Source organism: Niallia sp. (genome assembly GCF_031978665.1).
Classification (GTDB): domain Bacteria; phylum Bacillota; class Bacilli; order Bacillales; family Cytobacillaceae; genus Niallia.
The window spans coordinates 32306-51396 of the sequence record NZ_DALZDK010000020.1; the positions used below are offsets into that span (position 1 = coordinate 32306).

The window sequence follows — 19091 nt, forward strand, 5'->3', positions numbered from 1 at the left end:
TTGGTAAAATGATATCTGGTCTAAGAGGTGTATAAAATATGAAAATTTTGCTCCAACAAAAAAATACCCAAAATTAAGGGTATTATCTTGTATCTGGTTCGTGTTGTTTGATGTCTCTGTTTACATAATGGGAAACGATATCTAGGCGTGAATGGGAAAGCATAAGGCTCGTGTACATAGCTCTCAGCTCCTCTACTGTGAATTCTCTCGTGCTCCTTCCGCGCTCTATATTGTATTTGTTAATTCGTCTCTTTTCTCTGTTCATTCTATCCTGAATCACTTTGGCATTTGCTCCTTGTAATGCTAAAAACTCATTAATTTTGCGATTGATTTCATCACGATTCATCCCACGAGTAGAATCATAGATATTTTGTCCAAAGGATTTTCTAAACGAATGGACAGTAAATTTCTTATTATCAGGCAATTCGATTCCTGCTTTTTCCGCAGCTTTAGATACATATCTATCCAAAATTTTTTGCTTTTGTTTATTGGACAATTCCTTTCCATCAGGACCTTTTAACGAATGAAGTAAAGAACCTGGATTTTTTGCCTTTTCTTTCTTTTCATTCATGACAGCCATCCCGAACTCGGTCATCGGAAGGTTGGTTTTTTTGTTTCCTTTTTGATACTCCAAACGGGTATAATTGTTTTCGGTCACGATGTGTCGTTTTTCCATCATAAAGGCAGTGGTACTTCTTGCTCCTGTATGAATGACGGTATCGAGTACATTCCTTGCCCATTCTGAGTATGGACCTGATAGATGTTTCATGACTGTATGTGCTTCATTCATCCGCATTTTTGCCCATGAAGAGGTTTTATAGGAATAACTTCCGACTTCTTCTTTAATATAGCTCAGTCGTTCCCTATGAACTTCATATCCACCTATTTTGATTTTTTTATGTCCTGAGAATACATTGATTTCTTTATTATTGGAGAATTGCCGTAATGCATCTATCGCATGCATTTCTCCAGCAATGGTTTTTGGAGCAATTTCTCCTTTAATTGATTGCTCACAACGGATTTCCAAATACTTTTCCACCGTTTCTTTATCCCAAAACAACGGATTGTTGTATTTGGCAGCCGTTCTTCCAAGTCTTGGATTCACTACATTTATAATCGTTCTAATGACTCGTTTTGCATCGTCTCGGTAAGTGATATAAGAACCTCCTCGATGATTGTCTTTCAATGCTTTTCCTTTTTCATCGACACGAGCCAATCGTTTTTCATCCGCCAATTTAAACAGTTCATCTGTTTTGGCTAAAACCTCTGTTTTATTCATCGTTTATACCCCCTTTGCTTATGGGTAGCACTTACGACATCATGAAATACTCTGCGAAATGGCTTTTTGTTTTCTTTCGCAATTTGTTTGATAGCTTCTCGCCTTTCAGTTTCCACCATCAAATTCGCCGCTAACGCGACTTGTTCTTTATAAGTCAACATATCTCCCACCCCCAATATAGAATTTTTTGGTACTAAAATTGTAGCGGAAAATCAAAAATATCGTGCATAAAAGGGTCCATTTTTTCGTCCATATGAAATTTTTTTTAGCGGCACGAAGTGGCGCCTTTCTTTTTATTTGGGGCTTTGAGCCCCAAATAAAAAGCTCATTTTTGGTTTGAAACAACGCGCCTACAGGGCGCTCGTTCCAAACCAAAAATGAGGAGGTCAAGGTCAAAATCACCCGTTTTATAAGTCCGAGTAATCTTTTGCACGCAAAAGAAACTCGGTCTAATGAACGGGTTCTTCCAACCTTGCTCCACAAAGTTTGAAATACTTCCGCCTCAACCGGCGAAAGCATTTCAAACTTCGCTCCGCCAGTTGAAAGAACCCGTCATCCGCATCCACGCCATACCTTCATCCCCCTGCCGCTCATTTCCCCGCATTCTTGACTTATCTAATGCTTCCGCGTCGCCGCGAAATCATTAGATAAGTCAAGAACCACTCCATTTTTTCTAAAATCCTTTGCCGAAATAGTTCGGCAAACGATTTTAGAAAAAATTCCGTTTGCGAGAAAACATCGCTAGATACAGGTGGTACCGGATGTTGTTCTCCTCATTCCCAGAGTACCTACCCATATTATGAAAACTATGTGTATCTGAGTTTCGGATACTTGCACCACGCCACACAGCCTAATGTACATTTGTACACCATCTGAGAGCGTTCCTGCTTGGATTTCACAGGACTATTTTAAAGCAGCGTAAATATGATAATAACCTATACCAAAATCTCATATTCTTTGGTGAAACATTGACCGCGCAACCAGTCTAGCCTCTCGGCTTGCACCAGAGAGAATTTACAGCAGAATATGCGGTTTCGGGTTCTCGTCGAGTTTTCTTACCAAATCTATTCAATTGTAAGTCTTGCTAAAATTTAACCAATGAATCTTACGATTCGTTCTCCACCTTTTTCAATTTTTCTTGATTAGGGAAACCAATTTGAACAATGTTTCATCTTTTATTCCTCCACATAATTTATTTTCGTTTTGACTGGTCAGGAAACAAATCATCCTGTTTTCCTAAATTCAAAAGTGACAAACAACAAGTAAAACTTATTATGATATTCCTTTCTAACTTGAACCTTGCATGATGCGACATTGTACAAGCTTTTATTCAGTTTTTCGTCATGCTGCTTTATTGATATGCTCAGGACAAGAACAGATATGCGCATGAATTTTATCTCTGCATAAAATTCTATTTGCTTTATTGTCCCTATTATGTTGATTAGTTTTTAGCATCTTAAAAAGATGTTTTTTTGTTTCTGGTAAAACCCAAAACAGTTACACATATCAATTGATTTGTTCTAAAAGAACAAAGGGATATTATGTAAAACATGATAAAGAATTAAATAGAAGTTAGGTTTACTCTAAAAGAGCAAGGTTTGCCAAATAGCAATTTGACAGCAAAAAATGATGTGCCATTCTAACAGAACGGTTATTTTTCAGAAAGCATCTGAAAATAGTAAAATACTAACCATCCTAAAAAGACAGAGTTATCAAGACAGCGGTCTTGAAAGGATAATCCCCATTAATATCATACTTCAAAAATTGTAAATTTTTGTAAAAAGATAACGGAAAATAACACTCATTTTCGATTTTCTATGTAAAATCTAAGTGTATTTTTTAGTCAAAACGAAAGGGAGTGTTTTTATGAATCAATCGTTTATTGAATTAATGGAAATGTTGGAACAAAAGTATTTTTGTCCTGATTTGCAGTTTCAATATTATGATTTGGATGAAGAACAAATAGATAAACGGCTATTTGATGAAGAAGATTTAAAAATTCAATATAATCAAGAGCAAAATTTAGAAAAAGGGATTTTTTATTTACCTGCATTTTATGAAGAACCTGTAAACTTGCCTATTTCAGGAACGAAATTTATGCGGTCGAGAGTGGAATATTATTGCGGAGACCTTGCTCAAGTCGTTGTAGAAATTGGTTATTGGAGACTAAAGCCCCATGACTTGCAACACAGGGATTATGTCGTAACTGGAAGAAATAAAATCGGAATTGCATATTGGAAAGATGAAAGAAAATGGGCATTATTAAACCCAAAAGACTGGAATAAACGAAAAGAGGAACTGGATGAAGATATCTCCAATCCATTGATTCGACAAATCGAACTGGAGTTTTTTGATAAACTAATAGATGCTCGAAAAGCAAGAGAAACCTATGTAACTTACGAACAAAGAAAGCATGCAAAATATCTATTCGACTGTTTAAATGACATTAAGTGGTACTTAAAAAATATACCGATGCTTTGGTCAGTGTTTAAATTATATCCAAAAGATATGTTCAAACACATTATGGACCGAGTAGATGCCGTTTATAGCCAAATACTTAATAATGCCATTTCTTATGTAGAGGAACTGGACGAAGAGAAAGTCCTTGTCAAAAGAGAATCCGAAATGAATGATTTAGACATTGCTCTAAGACCTCTTCTTCGCGATGGCTTCGAAGTAGTGGATAATCAAGTCTATCCAAATTTCTTGCGTATGTACTTTGAAAAGCAGCAAACCGACTATTTTGCCAACCTTGAAACCTTGCAGGAATATAAAAAAATCGCTTGTAATCTTGCAGGAAAGCACCTGAAAAACGATAACAAGGAAGAAGATGAATTTGTTACCCTAGAAAATGTGGAAAAACAATATTTTCAGAAATTGTAGATTCATAATGGATGAAAAAACATCTATTTTAAGTAACGGGTTCTTTTTTGAAGTACAAAATGTTAATTATTTTTAGCAAAAACCTCAATTAAATTAGCACCTTAATTACAAGCAAATTTGGTATAAAAAATGCTCGGAGCAAAAAGGCTCCGAGCATTTTTGCTATATCATTTATTGAACTAAAGCACCCGATAGTTTAAGTACAATATTTCACAAACTTTTTTAAAGTCCCCCATTGCTGAATATTTGAAAAGCCCTCTTAGTTATGATATCTCCCTTGACAAACCAAAAAATTATTAATTTTCCATGCAATAATACATAATTGATAAAAAAATACCAGATACTTGTTATAGAATATAAAATTAATCTTAAAAAGGAATTGATTATATGGATAATAAAAAGGCTGCAAAGTTAACTGCGGGTGAGTTAGCACACTGTTGGGAACAGTTCATGAATAATAGTATGTCAAATGTTGTTTTGGAGTATCTTACCCTAACATCAGAACTAGAAGAAGTTAAATCTCTTTGTAGTGAGGCGGTTTCTATTTCTAAATCTGCTGTACAATTTTTTGAATCTGTTCTACGAAGTGAAAACTATCCAATCCCTAAAGGCTTTAACATTAAAGATGATTTAAACCCAAATGCCCCTAAGATGTATACGGATGTTTTTATACTATTTTATTTAAATAATATGTCTAAAATTGGAATGTCCTTAACAAGTATGGCACTATCCGATTCAGTAAGGGAGGATATCCGCAATTTTTTCCATGAACAATTAAAAAACGTTTCAAATTTATTTGAACGTACAACAACTATTCTATTAGAAAAGGGAGTATTTGTAAGACCTCCTTCAATTACCTCCACTCATGAAACAAACCCAATTGCAGATAAAGGATTTTTGGGTAACTTCTTTAATGATAATCGAGAATTAACGGCAAGAGAAGCAAATGAGCTACACAAAAATGTTTTTATGAATTATATTGGTAAAAACTTATTAATTGGATTTATACAATCTACATCTAATCAGCAATTAATGAGTTTATTGCAACATGGAAAAGAATTATCTTTAAATATTATAGACAAATTAGGTGATATTTTAGTTCAAAATGATTTGCCTATTTCAATGACTTGGGATACGAATGTTTTGGATGGTAAAACATCTCCTTTTTCAGATAAATTAATATCTTATCTATTAGACCAACTTAATCGTGATGGTATCGCCAGTTATGGATATAGTGCAGCAGTAAGTATCCGAAAAGATTTAAAAACTACATATGCAAAGATAATTGCAGATGTGTATCAATATGAAGAAAATATAAAAACCTTTATGATAAAAAATGAGTGGATGGAGAAACCTCCTGTTGCACTAAATAGAGATAAGCTTGCTCAAGACTAAAAAAAAAATAAAGCTACCAAAGTACGGTAGCTTTTTTGTTTTTCAAAGGAGTATTCCAAATCTCCTTTAAGAAATGGTGAGTGTACTAGATATATGAAAGCCATTATTCCACTAACCTGCCAATTAGTTTAAGTAGAAATTTTCACAATCTATTTTAGAATTAAATAACTTAATCAAAATAAATTACATTTTCTCCTTTTGTCTAATCGTTTGTACATGCCCATTACTTTCTTTTAAGTCTTTCAATGAATATACCCATCCCCCTGGGTTATTAACTAGTGGATGCGGTTCATTAGGAAGGTCACACAGCAAGCTTAAAAGATAAAATTTATATTTTGGTGCCTTATCAAATTCAAAATCTCTATAACGATTAACAATATAATTAATGAGATTTGCTTTAACGGTTTTGGATATTTCTATCTTTTCCATTTCATTTCTCCACTCTTTCATTTCAAGAGGGAATGTTTGAATAATCCTATAAACTGCATCCATTACACCACCATTAGATTTTCGAAATGTGATGTATTCTGTAGGTGTATAATTATAACCTTTTGCGATTGGGTGAGCATGAATAAAATACTTTTCAATTAAATGTATTGTGTCCCCTGCTGGTACTGATAAAATTGGGGAATTTTCATCGACTAATTCTTCTGATTTTAATACCGCTCCCCAAGAATCATTTATTTTTTCCTTCTCTTTTTGGCTTTCTTTATACTTTTCTATATCTTCTTGTTCCTTTTGTATGCGCTCCATTGTTACTAACCAATTCCCTGATTCTTCAATGCTAGTTACTAATTCACTAGCATAAGAATTAAATTTTTCCACTTCACTTATTTCGTCAAAGTATAATAATAGCTCATGATTTATGTTCAATCCTTTATTCGTAAAATTAGCTGAACCAACAAAACATCTTTTAGAATCAATAAGATATACCTTGGAATGTAAATCTTTCAATGCTAAAACTTGAACACCATTTTCAATAAGTATTTTTAATGCATCTAAACTATTGGCTTTTTCGATAAAAGACTTGCGTTCAAATCTCGTAATAACTCTACAATTCACATGATGTTCTTTTATTATATGGACTAACTTTTCTGCGCTATTTAGGCTCATAAACGGGCTAATAATTATAATTTCCTTTTCGCTCGTTTGTAACACTTTGAATAACTCTTGTTCTAAATTGTTCTTTAATAACTCCATCAATTTCACCCCTACAAATCATTTTACTCTATATTTTTTTTGGTCACATTATCTAGCAAATTCTGGACATCTTTTATTATCAACTTCTAGATATTATAAGCTAGCTAAAACAATTCCGTTTAATATCATGCTCTTTAATATATTCATAGAAAGAACTGCGAGAAATTTTTGTGATGTTTGTAATTTCTTTCACGGTTTTCTTCCCTTCCTTGTATAGTTCAATTGCATGCATCAAGCTACCATTATGTACTGTGTATTTTTTGGGTTTCCCATTATATTTCCCAGCAGCTTTCGCTAATGCGATGCCTTCTCTTTGGCGCTCTAGCAATTTTTTGCGTTCCTGGTCGGATACAAATGCCAAGGTCGTTAATAATTGGTCTTCCAGCAATTTTCCCATGTCACCCATAGCCTTGAATTTTCGACTGTCAAACAGCTCTTTATTTTCTAAAATCACAATATCTGCACCTATTCTTCTTGTGATGTCTTTCCATTCCTGGATGATAAGGTCATAATCTCTGCCAAGCCGGTCCAGAGCATCTAGAAAAACGCTATCCCCTTCTTGCAGTCGTTCTTTCAATGTTCGATAGCCTTCTCTATCGAAGTTTTTTCCTGTTGATTTATCGACAAAAGTATTTTCTTCAGGGATTCCCATTTCCTTAAACTTTATTAACTGTCTTTCCAAATTTTGGTCACGAGTCGAGACGCGAGCATAAGCAAATTCCATGTTTTTCTCTCCTTACTTTTCGGACATGTAAAACGGACATTAGAAACAAGATAATAGGTTTCGCCCTGGGTCCAAATTCGATTTTGAAATTTCGTCCGACGAGGTCTACCCTATTCGGACATATTTCATTTCTATAAAATAAATTCGAATCCTTTTTAGTAAAAAAGAAGAAGAAAATGTAATTCGAAATAAAAAATAGTGTTTATGGGGATATGATTTTAAATAAAAAAAAGCCGATGGATGCAGTAAAAAAAATCATGGCAACCAACCTTACCTGGGATGGTCTTTGCTATTTTTTATAAACAAAATGCACCGCAAATACGGTGCAAATTGATATGTATTCTTTATGAATAAACAATTTCCCTGATATAATCTAATAAACGAAAAGGAGGAATTTCACCGTTCACTGTATAACCGAAGTTCTCCAGAATTTTTCGTTGGTACTTATCCAATTGTTCTTCTTGGAATATATACGCATCTTTCTCAGAAGGAAGTCTAAGATAATCTTCAAAACTTCCATCAATTGTAGAAATTTCAGGTTCATCAGTGTATAAATTGTTTGTAGCTTGCCATGCATGGCGTAACTCATGATAAATATTACCAATTAATAGAATAATTTCACTAGGCTTTGTTTCTATCTTTTTATCATATAGAAATAAGAAAATCTTGATTTTCTTTAAATCAGAAATGGTTATTCCTGAAGTTGAATTCTCCCCTGATAAAATTTGTTTATACTGCTCTTCACTCATTTCAGGGTTATTTTTTTGCTCCTGCTTTAGTCTTTCTCTATTTTTATAAAAATCAATAGTAAAGTCTAAAGCTCTATATTCATCATCCAATAGAGCAATGCATTTACTTACTTTGAATTCCAAGCTCTTGTTTAAATTGCGTAATTTCAACCCCAAATCTACTCCCCATTTCTCTTCTATTGTACTACTCCCTGTGGAGCTATCTCAGTAATAATTTCTTCAACTACATTTATTATTTCGCTCATCCTTGTTTCTTTGAGAAGTACAATATCCAAACTTTCGACTAGCTTACCTATAGGGTCCTCCAAAGATGACCACTCTTGGATTAGTTTGTTTCTTGTTTCTTTAACCCGTTCACTAGCACGATATTGGGTATCTAAGATGTGATTTATGGCTTGTTGAGGTTTATCTATATCACTAAACATAATCTTGGGTTTAAAATTTGCTCTGAAGTGTTGCTTCTTGCCGAACTTATTTAACCTTAATAAACCTAAGGCAGTTTCATAAGCTGAAAAATAACAATCACATAATTCCTTTAACTCTTCTAATCCCAAATTTGGAAATAGTGATGATAAAATAGTTGGGTCCAAAAAGTAGGATTCAATTGCATATTCGTATAGAATTTTTATTCGCTCTTCATCTATTGTTACTCCGTTATCAGTACCTTTTTTAACTAACGAAGCTTTTCTAGTTGGTATTTCTTCTCCATCAGAATCGGTTAACACCCAATATGGTGTTCTAACTACATCTTTATGTAAGATTTTAGCATTAGCATAAAAATCCATTTTATCAAAACCGTCTGTTTGTATTATATCAATCTCTTTCATCGTAAAATCGCTGTTTAAGCCCATATTTAATGCAACTTTGTTAATTAATGCAGTGATTAAATTGTTATCGTCTTTTCCTTCTACGAACAATACCGCATTCTTATTTAGGATGTCCGATACTTGAATACCAAGCTCTTCAATAATGTTGGTTGCAGTAGCATGCATAATACTGGATACTCCACCGACCTTATTTATACAATGAATATTTTGCTGGTCAATCTTGCTAATAATAATAGGTGAGTGGGTAGTTAACAATACTTGATTCTTTTTACTTATTTTCACCAATGTATTAATCATTTTTCGTTGAAGTGAAGGATGCAAATATACCTCTGGTTCTTCAATAAGTAAAATTAAATCGCTGTCATTCATCATTTTAATATAAGTTTGAAGTATGGATAAAATCATCATACTTTGAAGTCCTGTTCCACAAGATAATATATCAATTTCCTTATGTGGCATATCCCTATCTATAAGCACTGTCTTGTATTTAAAATCGAATTTAAAACCTTCTTCAATTTTAACCTTTACAGATAGCGTATCGGTACTAATTGCTTCCTGAAAGAGTGTAGTTAAGTCATTTGATAAATTTCGGCATTGTTCCTCTTCGTTAGTGGATATAAGTGCTTTTATTTCTCCATAAGTTAATTTACCTAATGAATTAGGTATCTTTACGAAATTTTCCTCTTCCTGTTGTCCTTGCAGTAATGATATTAGTTCTTTCATATTTGATTTAGTTCCAGCAGTAGTTTCTTTATCGGGTGTTCTAATTGCAGAGATGACTTTGATAGGGGGTATTAATTTACAGAAATCATTTTTCGCAACGGTGGAGTCATTACATAGTTTATATACACCGTTTCCTCGTCTTGGCTTGATTAACTTAATAGTTATACTGTCATTTTGCTCTAAATCCAGACAAAACTTTTCAGTGGTTTCAGAAAACTTTTGTAATCGTTTTTCCTCTAATTTACGAAGTTCTCTTTCCTTTAGAACCTGGTTACCTTCGTTCTCCATAATTTTAAGCATAGTTTTGTTATACATTGATTTGTAATTAAAATACCGTTCAATGTCTTCGTTAACGATGCTAGAGAAATGCAAGCTTATTTCAATATTTTCTTCTTTTCCCATATGAAAATCGTCATCATTAATTGTTTTGTCTCCATAAAAGCACTGTATTGCGTCCAATAAGGCTGATTTACCATAATTATTTTTTCCGACAATTGCTGTTAGGTCATCAATATTCGCTACAATATGGCTAATGGACTTGTAATTTCTAACCTCAACTGTACTTAATTTCACTTTCATCCCCCTATATTTCGCCAATATTTTACATTCTTTAATTATAAGGGATATTTAGAAAAAAGTGGTGCAATAAAATAACGATATTGGATTTAATGGTGTCATTTATAATTAATAACAAAACTCAAGAAGACCCTGAATTCATCATTAAAGCCCAAAATAACTTGTAATTTATTTCAGTTTTCGAATAACCAAGAGTTATTTCCCTTTCAGTCTTATTTTATAGTTACCTTTGATTAATTTATGTAGTTCATCCTTTGGATTAGCTACGATAACACTTCTTACATAATCACAGTCTAAATCTGCCCCATTATGTTTAAGTCCTTTTTTATTTCCACGAAGAACCACTTCTCGGATGCTGCTCGTAAATGCATATTCTTTTATTATCCATCTCTCCAAAGTGTCTGCCTCAAAGGATTCTACAACTTGAATAAAGTGTTGTAAACGCCTTATTTCTTCTTTAGCACTTGGAACCGTTAATATCTTCAAACAACCACTCCTTCCTAATAAAAAACCAATTCGTCAGGATGAGGAAAAATACCTTTCGACAAATTTGTGAATATATTTGAATGTTGTTGCAACCTTTTTCTAGTTTAGTTAACAAAAGCTAATGTTAAAGCAGTAATCGCTGGGGTTGTCTCTCTTTTCTCTTGTTCTTCAACAAACAGATTAGTATAACAACAACCCATCTCTAATTATTTATTTTTTTGGCTGTTTTCGCATAGATTGTTGCTATCTTGACCATACTGTAAAAAGGTTGATATAATGCGGTCAGGAGGCGTTCAATTATGTGGTTAGATGTTTATGAGCAGTTTGGCGAATTAACTGATTCTGAGAAGATAGCGTTGTTCAATGCAATGAATCAAGACCTATTCCCAGATGACCCAAGCAGAATTACGAAGCTATTGAAAGATATTCGTGAAGCTCGTTTTGCGTCAGGAATGGGTTGTCTTCATTGTGGAAGCACTTCTGTTAAGCGGAACGGCAAATACAAAACACGCCAACGTTATCTATGTAAGGATTGCGGGAAGACCTTTAACGATATGACAAACACCCCGTTTTCAGGTTCTCGTTATCCCGAAAGATGGGTTAAGTACATTGAATTAATGGTAGAAGGCTATACTTTGCCTAAAATCGCTGAACGCCTTAAAATACACATCTCCACTGCATTTTATTGGAGACATAAAATCTTGAACGCATTAGGTAGTCTCGGATTTGACCAACTCAAAGGGATTGTTGAAAGCGATGAAACATTCCTTAAAGAGTCTATGAAAGGAAAACGAAAATTAACACATAGAGAACCGAAAGAGCGTGGTGGTAAAGACCAAAAGAGGGGCATTTCCAACCTTAAAATTGCAGTGGTTGTAGCCCAAGACCGTAATGGTAGTGTAGTTGCACGAAAGGCTGGTCGTGGGCGTGTACGAGCAGAAGAAAAAGATGCCGTAATTGGGGAACATATAGACCCCTCTGCTTTGTTATGTACAGATACAGCAACGAATTATAAAAAGTTCGCTTTGATTAAGGGGTTAAAACACGAAACGGTTAATGTCAGTAAAGAAGGGTATGTCAAAAAGGGTTTATACCACGTTCAACACGTCAATAACTTTCATAAACGCTTGGAAGATTGGATGGTTAGGTTTCAAGGTGTAGCTACCAAATATCTTGATAACTACCTCTACTGGTTCCGTTGGCTTGAATTAGGGAAAAACTTAGCATTTGATAAACGAGTAGAACAAATGCTTGTTTCAGCCTGTCGAAAATCTAATAAGACTACTGTTGAAATGCTAAGAAGTGCATAAAAAAAGACTTCGTACGAAGTCTTAATTAAATCGAGATTCTACTAATTCAATTAATTTATCAGTCATATCATTTGAAACGGTATAGATAGTATTTGTATCTTCCGTTTCCATAAATGTGCTTCTTTGTCCTTTTTCGCCTATCCATAAATATAAACTTTGTTGATTGTCCTTATCATAAACGACATCCATATAAAATTCGGGGGCAGCCATATCAACTATACCAGGTTCTCTTACTGCACTTGAAAAGATGACTTGAAAGGCTTTTAAGGTATCTTTGTCATCAAAGGTGATTTCATTGACACCGTTTGTTTTTGAAATGCTAATGCTTTTAAAATCATTTTTGAATGATAGTCTTTTATCATTTTCCGATTTAGCAGTTGGATTTGCAGAGATTTCAGTAGTGATTCCTTTCGATTGACAAGCAAAAAGAATTGAAGAAATGGATATTATGAAAACCATCAAAAGAATATTTTTCTTCAAGTAAAATTACCTCCAAAAGTTTATTTTTAACTACCTTTCTATTTAGACGAGTCAAATCCTCCAAATGTTTCTATAACATAACTTTAACTTAGAAACCTATATACAAAAAACAACAAACTTTACGAAAAAATCCATTTTTTTAGAAATGAAAAATATGTAGCGATTGATATACTAACAGTCATTCCGTACTTTCCCTTTAGAGTGGTTTAAAGGTCATTCCAGAGGCTTAAAAGCTTTTCATAAAGAAATGGGGTGAAAAGCAAATTAAACGGCTAAAACGGACGTTTACCGTCCTTCTAAAGTGATGAGTTTTTCTAAGTGATGATTCCATCTCTTTTCATTTGATTGATTAAGGCTTCCACCATATAGGAGCTCTTGGAAATCTTCCTATCCTTTTTATAAATGATGTCGAATTTTTTGACTCCTTTTCGTTTTTGAGTGTTGATGTAATCCTCCAACGGTCTGTTTATGCTTTCAGGAAGTGTCATTGTTAATCTGGTGAATATATCTTGCAGCTCTTCTTTTTGTAGAATTGATTTATGTTCTGTTTCATACTTTTTTTCATTTGCTACAGTTTGTGCTATGGATTTACTATCTGCTTTTTTTTCATCTAAATTTATATCCACGATTTCGTCCAAACTATCCAAATAATTTTTTCCTTTTGCCATTATTTTATCTCCTCCCATATTTTTTTATATGCTTCTATTAATTTTTTATTTTCTTGTTTAGGTTTCACCAATGTCACAGGCAATGACTCGTATCCGAACGCTTTTGAAGATTGAATGCTTTGCGGAATGAAGGTGTTGCAGAAATTATATCCATAAGTCATGGCGGTCTGTTTTGCCATTCCTAAGATTTCACCGTGGATTGTTGTCTTTTCGTTGACTAAAGTTCCGAAAATACCGCCGATTTTTAAGTTAGGATTGTGCTTTTCTTGTGCCTTTTTGAACTGCTTTAGGACTTTAATTAAACTTCTGAACCCGAAATTTTCAGGCTGAAACGGAATTAATAGTTCCACAGGAACACCCACATTAAAACAAAGAGTGTTTAAGACTAGCAATCCCATGTGTGGCGGTGTATCAAATAAGATGAAATCATAGTGTTCAACTAAATGACCGCATGTGGTTTTTAATAAATCTAGGGGTCTTCCGTAATGTTCAATATTGGTTAACACATCCATTTCAATATTGCTTAAATCATCATTGGCAGGAAGAATGTCGATTCGTCCATCGTCATTTTGGTATACTTTGACAATCGCTTCTTCTGCTTTCACTTCTCCAATTAACACATCGTAGATGGTGTATTCGAACTTATCAGGATTCTTCCCGAATGCCGTGGCTGCATTACCTTGTGTATCCAAATCAATGATTAATATTTTTTTGTTTTTGATGTTATCTGCTTTATCTCTTAAAATTGAACCAGCAATCGAAACCGTAGAAGTCGTTTTTAATGTTCCTCCTTTGTTGATGGTGCTTACAAAGACACGCGCTTTATTATTTTTTGTTTGATTATTTGCCATTGTTTTTTCCTCCTCACCCGAAAATGGGTACATGTTTCTTTCATTGATTTTTGAAATAGTCCTTTTATATTTCAAAAAAAAATTCATATTTCATATTTCTTATTTTTTAATTGAAGGTTCTGATAGCGTGATTTTAAAAATATTAACTCATATTTCACATTTCATATTTCATAAAAAAAATGCAACCCAAAACGGATTGCATCTTTTATCATCTATAGAAACAACAATGGCTTTAAAAAGATTTCTTTTTCAGTTGCTTCATTCCCTTTTAAGATAAAAAAGAGCTGATTATTTCAGCTCTTTCCCTTTTATCATCTTGTTTTATTTTTTGGTCGCAATGCCTGATGAAGTTCGTGGACTATATCATGCACCATTTCACCAAATTCTTCGCAACTTTCATCAAATCCTCGTCTTTTAACTTCAGCATTCGCCAATGTGACGATTTGCAATTCTCTTTTCATGAAATCTTTATTTGGCTTCATACCTTTATCTGACCAAAAATTTTTTACAGTTGTCATGTACATCACCTCAATAATTTTTCCAATTATAAAACAGGATTCATGAAATGGTGATTTTTTTTTGACTTTTTATCATGTATTTCATTTAAACGAACAACCCATAAAATCTTTAAAAAGATACATTTTCAGGAAGAAACCAAAAAGTGTGTCTATTTTGTATAGTGCTTGTCCAACCGCCTATTCAAGAATGGCTCTATATCAAGGTTTTGGAGTAACGCATTCAAAATATATGACATTAGAAATATGATTTCGAACTGTTTTTTCGCTTATGAATAAATCACTCGCGATTTCCTTAGTCGTTTTATCTTGGACTAACAGTTCAAATACTTCTCTTTCTCTTTTGGTTAATAATGGCTTGTGAGTAAATTCATTCTCCTTCAAGTAGTGTAACCCTCCTTGCCTTTGCCAGCTATGAACTTTGGGATGGGTATAGTTATAGTCTGAATATATTATGTAAAATGACACCTTGGAGTGACTGGATTTACGGAAATTGGGAAAGGTTTTTTCTGTTTTTATATTTCATAATCCATTAGGATTATTTAGCAATATAACAATGCTTATTTTTAGGTAGGTACCCTGAAAAAGTTACTCGAATTTAGAACATTCATCTTTAAAAATCCATGATATAATTTAAGGAAATAAATATGTAGTAGTAAATTTCTGTTATCTAAGGAAGCTTTGGTGATAAAGATGGACTTAAACATAGAATTTCTTACAAACTTACATAAAGAATTGCTTCACGAAATGTACTATGATTATGAAGGAAAAGGCACAGTCTGTATAGACATAGTAACAATTATGGGCAGCCTATTTTATTTCGAACAACTAACGAAAAAAGCAAGAAAAAATAATTATTTAAGCATTCCCGTTTTTCACGCTAGTCTTTGGGAAAAGGAGAAGATACTTTTAGAAAAACTCATCGATTGGATAATGGAAGAACCAATTCACCTTCAATTTCAATCGATTGATGCTGACCTTTTTGCGCCTTCTTTCTTCCTGCCTAATAGTCATGAGGTAACATTATTTTTGGATGATATGGAGTCACTTTTCGGTATTGTAAATAATAATTATTCCACTGTACCTATTGCCTCAGATTATATTCGGCTATTAAACAATGAAAATGAGAAGGGAAAGCAGGAGAAACTAGCAACTTTTCTACGAGATAATGTATCTGATTCAGGAGAAATTATTAATTTGCACTCTGCAATTTTCAAGAAAATGAGAAGACACCAATCGCCACTAAGCACTTGCGTACTTCTATCCATCGCAGCAGCAAAAACATACTTTAACGGTGGCAGCAAAATATACGTCTATCAAAATAGCAAAATTAATAGGAATGTTACTATCGATTCGAATATATTGCTAAAGTCTACCCATCCGAAAACCTTTAAACTATTAAACGATCTCTTTACAGATCTAGACCTTAATTTAGCGATTCAAACTCCAATATTACATAATCCTATCCATACGGTCATCAACCAGATGCCAAAAGAACTTAAACTACAAATTAAAAATACAGTAGACTGTGTACGAATAAAAAGAAAAGGGAAAACGTCTGTCACCTTACCATGTGGAATTTGCCTGCCATGCCTGCATAGGAAAATTGCATTATCGGCAAGTAATAATGAAGTGTTTGATACATTGTATGAGTATGATTATGGTCAAAGAATTGCTGATATAGAAAAAGAGGAAGATGTACGAATTCTAACAGAGAATCTGCAGCTTCTAGAAGCTACTATTGATTATTTAGAGACTAACTTAAGCGAACTAGCTAGCGAAGAACAAAATATAGCAAAGGAATTTGGTTTCGCTTACCGTCAATTCAAAGAAAAATATTAGCCGAAAAAAGACCACCAAAATGGCGGTCTTTTTTTGATTAATGATCACTACCAAAGAAATCCTTAAATGCCTGGAACGTTGTTTCACGATTCAGTACAGCAATTGATGTTGTCAATGGAATTCCTTTTGGGCAAGACTGGACACAGTTTTGAGAGTTACCACAGTTAGCTAGTCCACCATCTCCCATAATCTCTTTAAGTCTTTCCTCTTTATTCATTTCCCCTGTTGGATGGGAATTGAAAAGTCGAACTTGAGAAAGAGGTGCTGGTCCAATGAAATTTGATTTACTATTTACATTTGGACATGCTTCTAAACAAACTCCACATGTCATACATTTCGATAATTCATATGCCCACTGACGTTTTTTCTCTGGCATTCTTGGACCAGGTCCTAAATCATATGTACCATCGATTGGTATCCACGCTTTTACTTTCTTTAGGCTATCGAACATGCGGCTTCGATCGACTTGAAGATCTCGAACAACAGGGAATGTTCTCATTGGTTCCAGACGAATTGGCTGTTCTAATTGATCAATAAGCGCCGTACATGATTGTCTAGGTTTTCCATTAATCACCATCGAGCATGCCCCACATACCTCTTCTAAACAGTTCATATCCCATGAAACTGGGGACGTTTTTTCTCCCTTGCTTGTCACAGGATTTCTGCGAATCTCCATCAGAGCGGAAATGACGTTCATATTAGGACGATACGGCAAATTAAATTCTTCTACATAAGATGGTGAATTAGGGTCATCTTGTCTTGAAATTTGAAAAGTTACAGTTTTTTGTTCCCCCATTTTATTTCACTCCCTCTTTTTGCTTTGAATAATCTCTTTTTCTAGGCTTAATCAATGATGTATCGACATCTTGATAATGGAAATCAGGCGCTTCGTTTTCTCCCACGAATTTAGCCATTGTTGTTTTTAAGAAATCTTCGTCATTTCGTTCTGGGAATTCTGGCTTATAATGGGCTCCACGGCTTTCATTTCGGTTATATGCACCGATTGTGATAACCCGTGCCAGCTGAAGCATATTCTGTAATTGACGAGTAAATACGCCTCCTTGGTTAGACCATTTCGCTGTATCATTTATATTAATGTTTTTGTATCGCTCTAATAGCTCTTGAATTTTATCATCTGTTGCAAGTAGTTTATCGTTGTAACGAACAACCGTAACATTATCGGTCATCCATTCTCCTAATTCCTTATGAAGAACATAGGCATTTTCTGTTCCATCCATTTTCATGATATCCTGCCATTTGGATTCTTCCTGTTTAATGGCTGAATCATATAGGGAAGACGATAAATCTTCTGCACTTTTACTTAATCCACTGATATATTTAACCGCGTTCGGACCTACGACCATTCCACCGTAAATCGCTGAAAGTAAGCTATTCGCCCCCAAGCGGTTTGCTCCATGCTGAGAATAATCACATTCTCCAGCTGCAAATAAGCCTGGGATATTCGTCATTTGATCATAATCTACCCATAATCCACCCATAGAATAATGAACAGCTGGGAAAATTTTCATCGGAAGTTTACGAGGATCCTCGCCAGTGAATTTTTCATAAATCTCGATAATACCACCAAGCTTAATATCTAGCTCTTTAGGGTTTTTATGAGATAGGTCTAAATACACCATGTTTTCCCCATTAATGCCAAGCTTTTGATCAACACAAACATGGAAAATTTCACGCGTCGCAATATCCCTTGGCACAAGATTTCCGTATGCTGGATATTTCTCTTCTAAGAAATACCATGGTTTTCCATCTTTATATGTCCAGATGCGACCGCCTTCTCCACGTGCTGATTCACTCATTAAACGCAGTTTATCGTCACCTGGAATTGCAGTTGGGTGAATTTGAATAAACTCTCCATTTGCATAATAAGCGCCTTGCTGATAAACAACAGATGCTGCCGAACCTGTGTTAATAATAGAATTCGTAGACTTCCCAAAAATAATTCCAGGGCCACCTGTCGCCATAATAACCGCATCTGCAGGAAAAGACTTAATCTCCATTGTTTTTAAATCTTGAGCCTTAATCCCTCTACATACACCCTCTTCATCGGTTATAATTCCGAGGAATTCCCAGCCTTCATATTTAACAACAAGTCCATCGACCTCATATCTTCTTACTTGTTCATCTAACGCATATAATAGCTGTTGTCCTGTAGTTGCCCCAGCAAAGGCAGTTCGGTGATACTGTGTTCCTCCAAAACGGCGGAAATCAAGCAATCCTTCAGGTGTACGGTTAAACATTACACCCATTCTATCCATCAAATGGATTATTCCAGGGGCTGCTTCAGCCATTGCTTTAACAGGTGGTTGGTTTGCTAAGAAATCTCCACCATACACTGTGTCATCAAAGTGTTCCCATGGAGAATCCCCTTCTCCCTTCGTATTAACCGCTCCATTTATACCACCTTGTGCACAAACAGAATGGGATCTTTTTACAGGTACTAGGGAAAACAATTCTAAAGGAGTCCCTGTCTCTGCTACTTTGATTGCTGCCATTAATCCTGCCAACCCACCGCCAACGACGATAACTTTCCCTTTCTTCATAACAAACGTTCACTCCTTCATC

At 34.4% G+C, this 19091-nt stretch carries 18 protein-coding genes; 4 read left to right on the forward strand and 14 right to left on the reverse strand.

Features of this window, described 5'->3' with window-relative positions; all coding sequences use genetic code 11:
- Positions 1–82: 82 nt before the first annotated feature.
- Positions 83–1279 carry a tyrosine-type recombinase/integrase gene (locus RTL21_RS12390; protein WP_312096198.1) on the reverse strand — a complete coding sequence of 399 codons (1197 nt, stop codon included), beginning with the start codon at positions 1277–1279 and terminating at the stop codon, positions 83–85.
- Positions 1276–1440 carry a hypothetical protein gene (locus tag RTL21_RS12395; RefSeq protein ID WP_312096199.1) on the reverse strand — a complete coding sequence of 55 codons (165 nt, stop codon included), beginning with the start codon at positions 1438–1440 and terminating at the stop codon, positions 1276–1278. Before RTL21_RS12395 ends, RTL21_RS12390 begins: the two co-directional genes overlap by 4 nt.
- Before the next feature lie 1705 nt (positions 1441–3145).
- Here RTL21_RS12395 and RTL21_RS12400 point away from each other — a divergent pair.
- Both RTL21_RS12400 and RTL21_RS12405 read left to right on the forward strand, forming a co-directional pair.
- On the forward strand, positions 3146–4162 hold the full coding sequence (locus RTL21_RS12400) for a hypothetical protein (protein WP_312096200.1): 1017 nt from the start codon (positions 3146–3148) through the stop codon (positions 4160–4162).
- Between the two features lie 387 nt (positions 4163–4549).
- On the forward strand, positions 4550–5557 hold the full coding sequence (locus tag RTL21_RS12405; protein ID WP_047945067.1) for a DUF3231 family protein: 1008 nt from the start codon (positions 4550–4552) through the stop codon (positions 5555–5557).
- Positions 5558–5740: 183 nt separating this feature from the next.
- Here RTL21_RS12405 and RTL21_RS12410 read toward each other — a convergent pair whose 3' ends face one another.
- From RTL21_RS12410 to RTL21_RS12430, 5 genes are all read right to left on the reverse strand, one after another.
- Positions 5741–6757, reverse strand: a complete 1017-nt coding sequence (locus tag RTL21_RS12410) for a phospholipase D family protein (RefSeq protein ID WP_312096201.1) — start codon at positions 6755–6757, stop codon at positions 5741–5743.
- 100 nt (positions 6758–6857) lie between these two features.
- Positions 6858–7481, reverse strand: a complete 624-nt coding sequence (locus RTL21_RS12415; RefSeq protein ID WP_312096202.1) for a recombinase family protein — start codon at positions 7479–7481, stop codon at positions 6858–6860.
- Positions 7482–7825: 344 nt separating this feature from the next.
- The gene (locus tag RTL21_RS12420; RefSeq protein ID WP_312096203.1) at positions 7826–8320 is read right to left on the reverse strand and encodes a hypothetical protein; all 495 of its coding nucleotides are present in this window, start codon (positions 8318–8320) and stop codon (positions 7826–7828) included.
- A gap of 86 nt (positions 8321–8406) precedes the next feature.
- Complete coding sequence (locus RTL21_RS12425; protein WP_312096204.1) at positions 8407–10353, reverse strand: ATP-dependent nuclease; 1947 nt, start codon at positions 10351–10353, stop codon at positions 8407–8409.
- A 198-nt stretch (positions 10354–10551) separates the two neighbouring features.
- Positions 10552–10842, reverse strand: coding sequence for a hypothetical protein (locus RTL21_RS12430; RefSeq protein ID WP_312096205.1), 291 nt, complete (start codon positions 10840–10842; stop codon positions 10552–10554).
- A gap of 299 nt (positions 10843–11141) precedes the next feature.
- Here RTL21_RS12430 and RTL21_RS12435 point away from each other — a divergent pair, with 299 nt between their 5' ends.
- A complete protein-coding gene (locus RTL21_RS12435) occupies positions 11142–12152 on the forward strand; it encodes an IS1595 family transposase (protein WP_312096206.1) in 1011 nt (336 codons plus the stop codon).
- A gap of 21 nt (positions 12153–12173) precedes the next feature.
- Here the strand turns inward: RTL21_RS12435 and RTL21_RS12440 are convergent, their stop codons facing one another.
- The 5 genes from RTL21_RS12440 to RTL21_RS12460 all read right to left on the reverse strand — a co-directional run bounded on the left by RTL21_RS12440 (position 12174) and on the right by RTL21_RS12460 (position 15050).
- Entirely contained in the window at positions 12174–12632 is a 459-nt protein-coding gene (locus RTL21_RS12440) for a YhfM domain-containing protein (protein ID WP_312096207.1), read from the reverse strand.
- Positions 12633–12946: 314 nt separating this feature from the next.
- Entirely contained in the window at positions 12947–13300 is a 354-nt protein-coding gene (locus RTL21_RS12445; RefSeq protein WP_312096208.1) for a hypothetical protein, read from the reverse strand.
- Entirely contained in the window at positions 13300–14151 is an 852-nt protein-coding gene (locus RTL21_RS12450; protein WP_312096209.1) for a ParA family protein, read from the reverse strand. The genes RTL21_RS12445 and RTL21_RS12450 overlap by 1 nt, the downstream gene beginning before the upstream one ends.
- A gap of 311 nt (positions 14152–14462) precedes the next feature.
- Positions 14463–14669, reverse strand: a complete 207-nt coding sequence (locus RTL21_RS12455) for a hypothetical protein (RefSeq protein WP_312096210.1) — start codon at positions 14667–14669, stop codon at positions 14463–14465.
- Between the two features lie 198 nt (positions 14670–14867).
- Positions 14868–15050: a helix-turn-helix domain-containing protein gene (locus RTL21_RS12460; protein ID WP_312096211.1), complete on the reverse strand. Its 183-nt coding sequence runs from the start codon at positions 15048–15050 to the stop codon at positions 14868–14870.
- A 309-nt stretch (positions 15051–15359) separates the two neighbouring features.
- On the opposite strand from RTL21_RS12460, the gene RTL21_RS12465 reads away from it, so the two are divergent.
- On the forward strand, positions 15360–16508 hold the full coding sequence (locus RTL21_RS12465) for a hypothetical protein (RefSeq protein WP_312096212.1): 1149 nt from the start codon (positions 15360–15362) through the stop codon (positions 16506–16508).
- A 37-nt stretch (positions 16509–16545) separates the two neighbouring features.
- Here RTL21_RS12465 and sdhB read toward each other — a convergent pair whose 3' ends face one another.
- Entirely contained in the window at positions 16546–17304 is a 759-nt protein-coding gene (sdhB, locus tag RTL21_RS12470; protein ID WP_312096213.1) for a succinate dehydrogenase iron-sulfur subunit, read from the reverse strand.
- 1 nt (position 17305) lies between these two features.
- A complete protein-coding gene (gene sdhA / locus RTL21_RS12475) occupies positions 17306–19069 on the reverse strand; it encodes a succinate dehydrogenase flavoprotein subunit (RefSeq protein ID WP_312096214.1) in 1764 nt (587 codons plus the stop codon).
- Positions 19070–19091: the final 22 nt, after the last annotated feature.

What these genes read in the sequence shown, in the direction of transcription:
- RTL21_RS12390 (WP_312096198.1), bottom strand. Translation starts at nt 1,279, where the DNA reads ATGAATAAAACAGAGGTTTTAGCCAAAACAGATGAACTGTTTAAATTG.
- RTL21_RS12395 (WP_312096199.1), bottom strand. Translation starts at nt 1,440, where the DNA reads ATGTTGACTTATAAAGAACAAGTCGCGTTAGCGGCGAATTTGATGGTG.
- RTL21_RS12400 (WP_312096200.1), top strand. Translation starts at nt 3,146, where the DNA reads ATGAATCAATCGTTTATTGAATTAATGGAAATGTTGGAACAAAAGTAT.
- RTL21_RS12405 (WP_047945067.1), top strand. Translation starts at nt 4,550, where the DNA reads ATGGATAATAAAAAGGCTGCAAAGTTAACTGCGGGTGAGTTAGCACAC.
- RTL21_RS12410 (WP_312096201.1), bottom strand. Translation starts at nt 6,757, where the DNA reads ATGGAGTTATTAAAGAACAATTTAGAACAAGAGTTATTCAAAGTGTTA.
- RTL21_RS12415 (WP_312096202.1), bottom strand. Translation starts at nt 7,481, where the DNA reads ATGGAATTTGCTTATGCTCGCGTCTCGACTCGTGACCAAAATTTGGAA.
- RTL21_RS12435 (WP_312096206.1), top strand. Translation starts at nt 11,142, where the DNA reads ATGTGGTTAGATGTTTATGAGCAGTTTGGCGAATTAACTGATTCTGAG.
- RTL21_RS12445 (WP_312096208.1), bottom strand. Translation starts at nt 13,300, where the DNA reads ATGGCAAAAGGAAAAAATTATTTGGATAGTTTGGACGAAATCGTGGAT.
- RTL21_RS12450 (WP_312096209.1), bottom strand. Translation starts at nt 14,151, where the DNA reads ATGGCAAATAATCAAACAAAAAATAATAAAGCGCGTGTCTTTGTAAGC.
- RTL21_RS12455 (WP_312096210.1), bottom strand. Translation starts at nt 14,669, where the DNA reads ATGACAACTGTAAAAAATTTTTGGTCAGATAAAGGTATGAAGCCAAAT.
- RTL21_RS12465 (WP_312096212.1), top strand. Translation starts at nt 15,360, where the DNA reads ATGGACTTAAACATAGAATTTCTTACAAACTTACATAAAGAATTGCTT.
- sdhB (WP_312096213.1), bottom strand. Translation starts at nt 17,304, where the DNA reads ATGGGGGAACAAAAAACTGTAACTTTTCAAATTTCAAGACAAGATGAC.
- sdhA (WP_312096214.1), bottom strand. Translation starts at nt 19,069, where the DNA reads ATGAAGAAAGGGAAAGTTATCGTCGTTGGCGGTGGGTTGGCAGGATTA.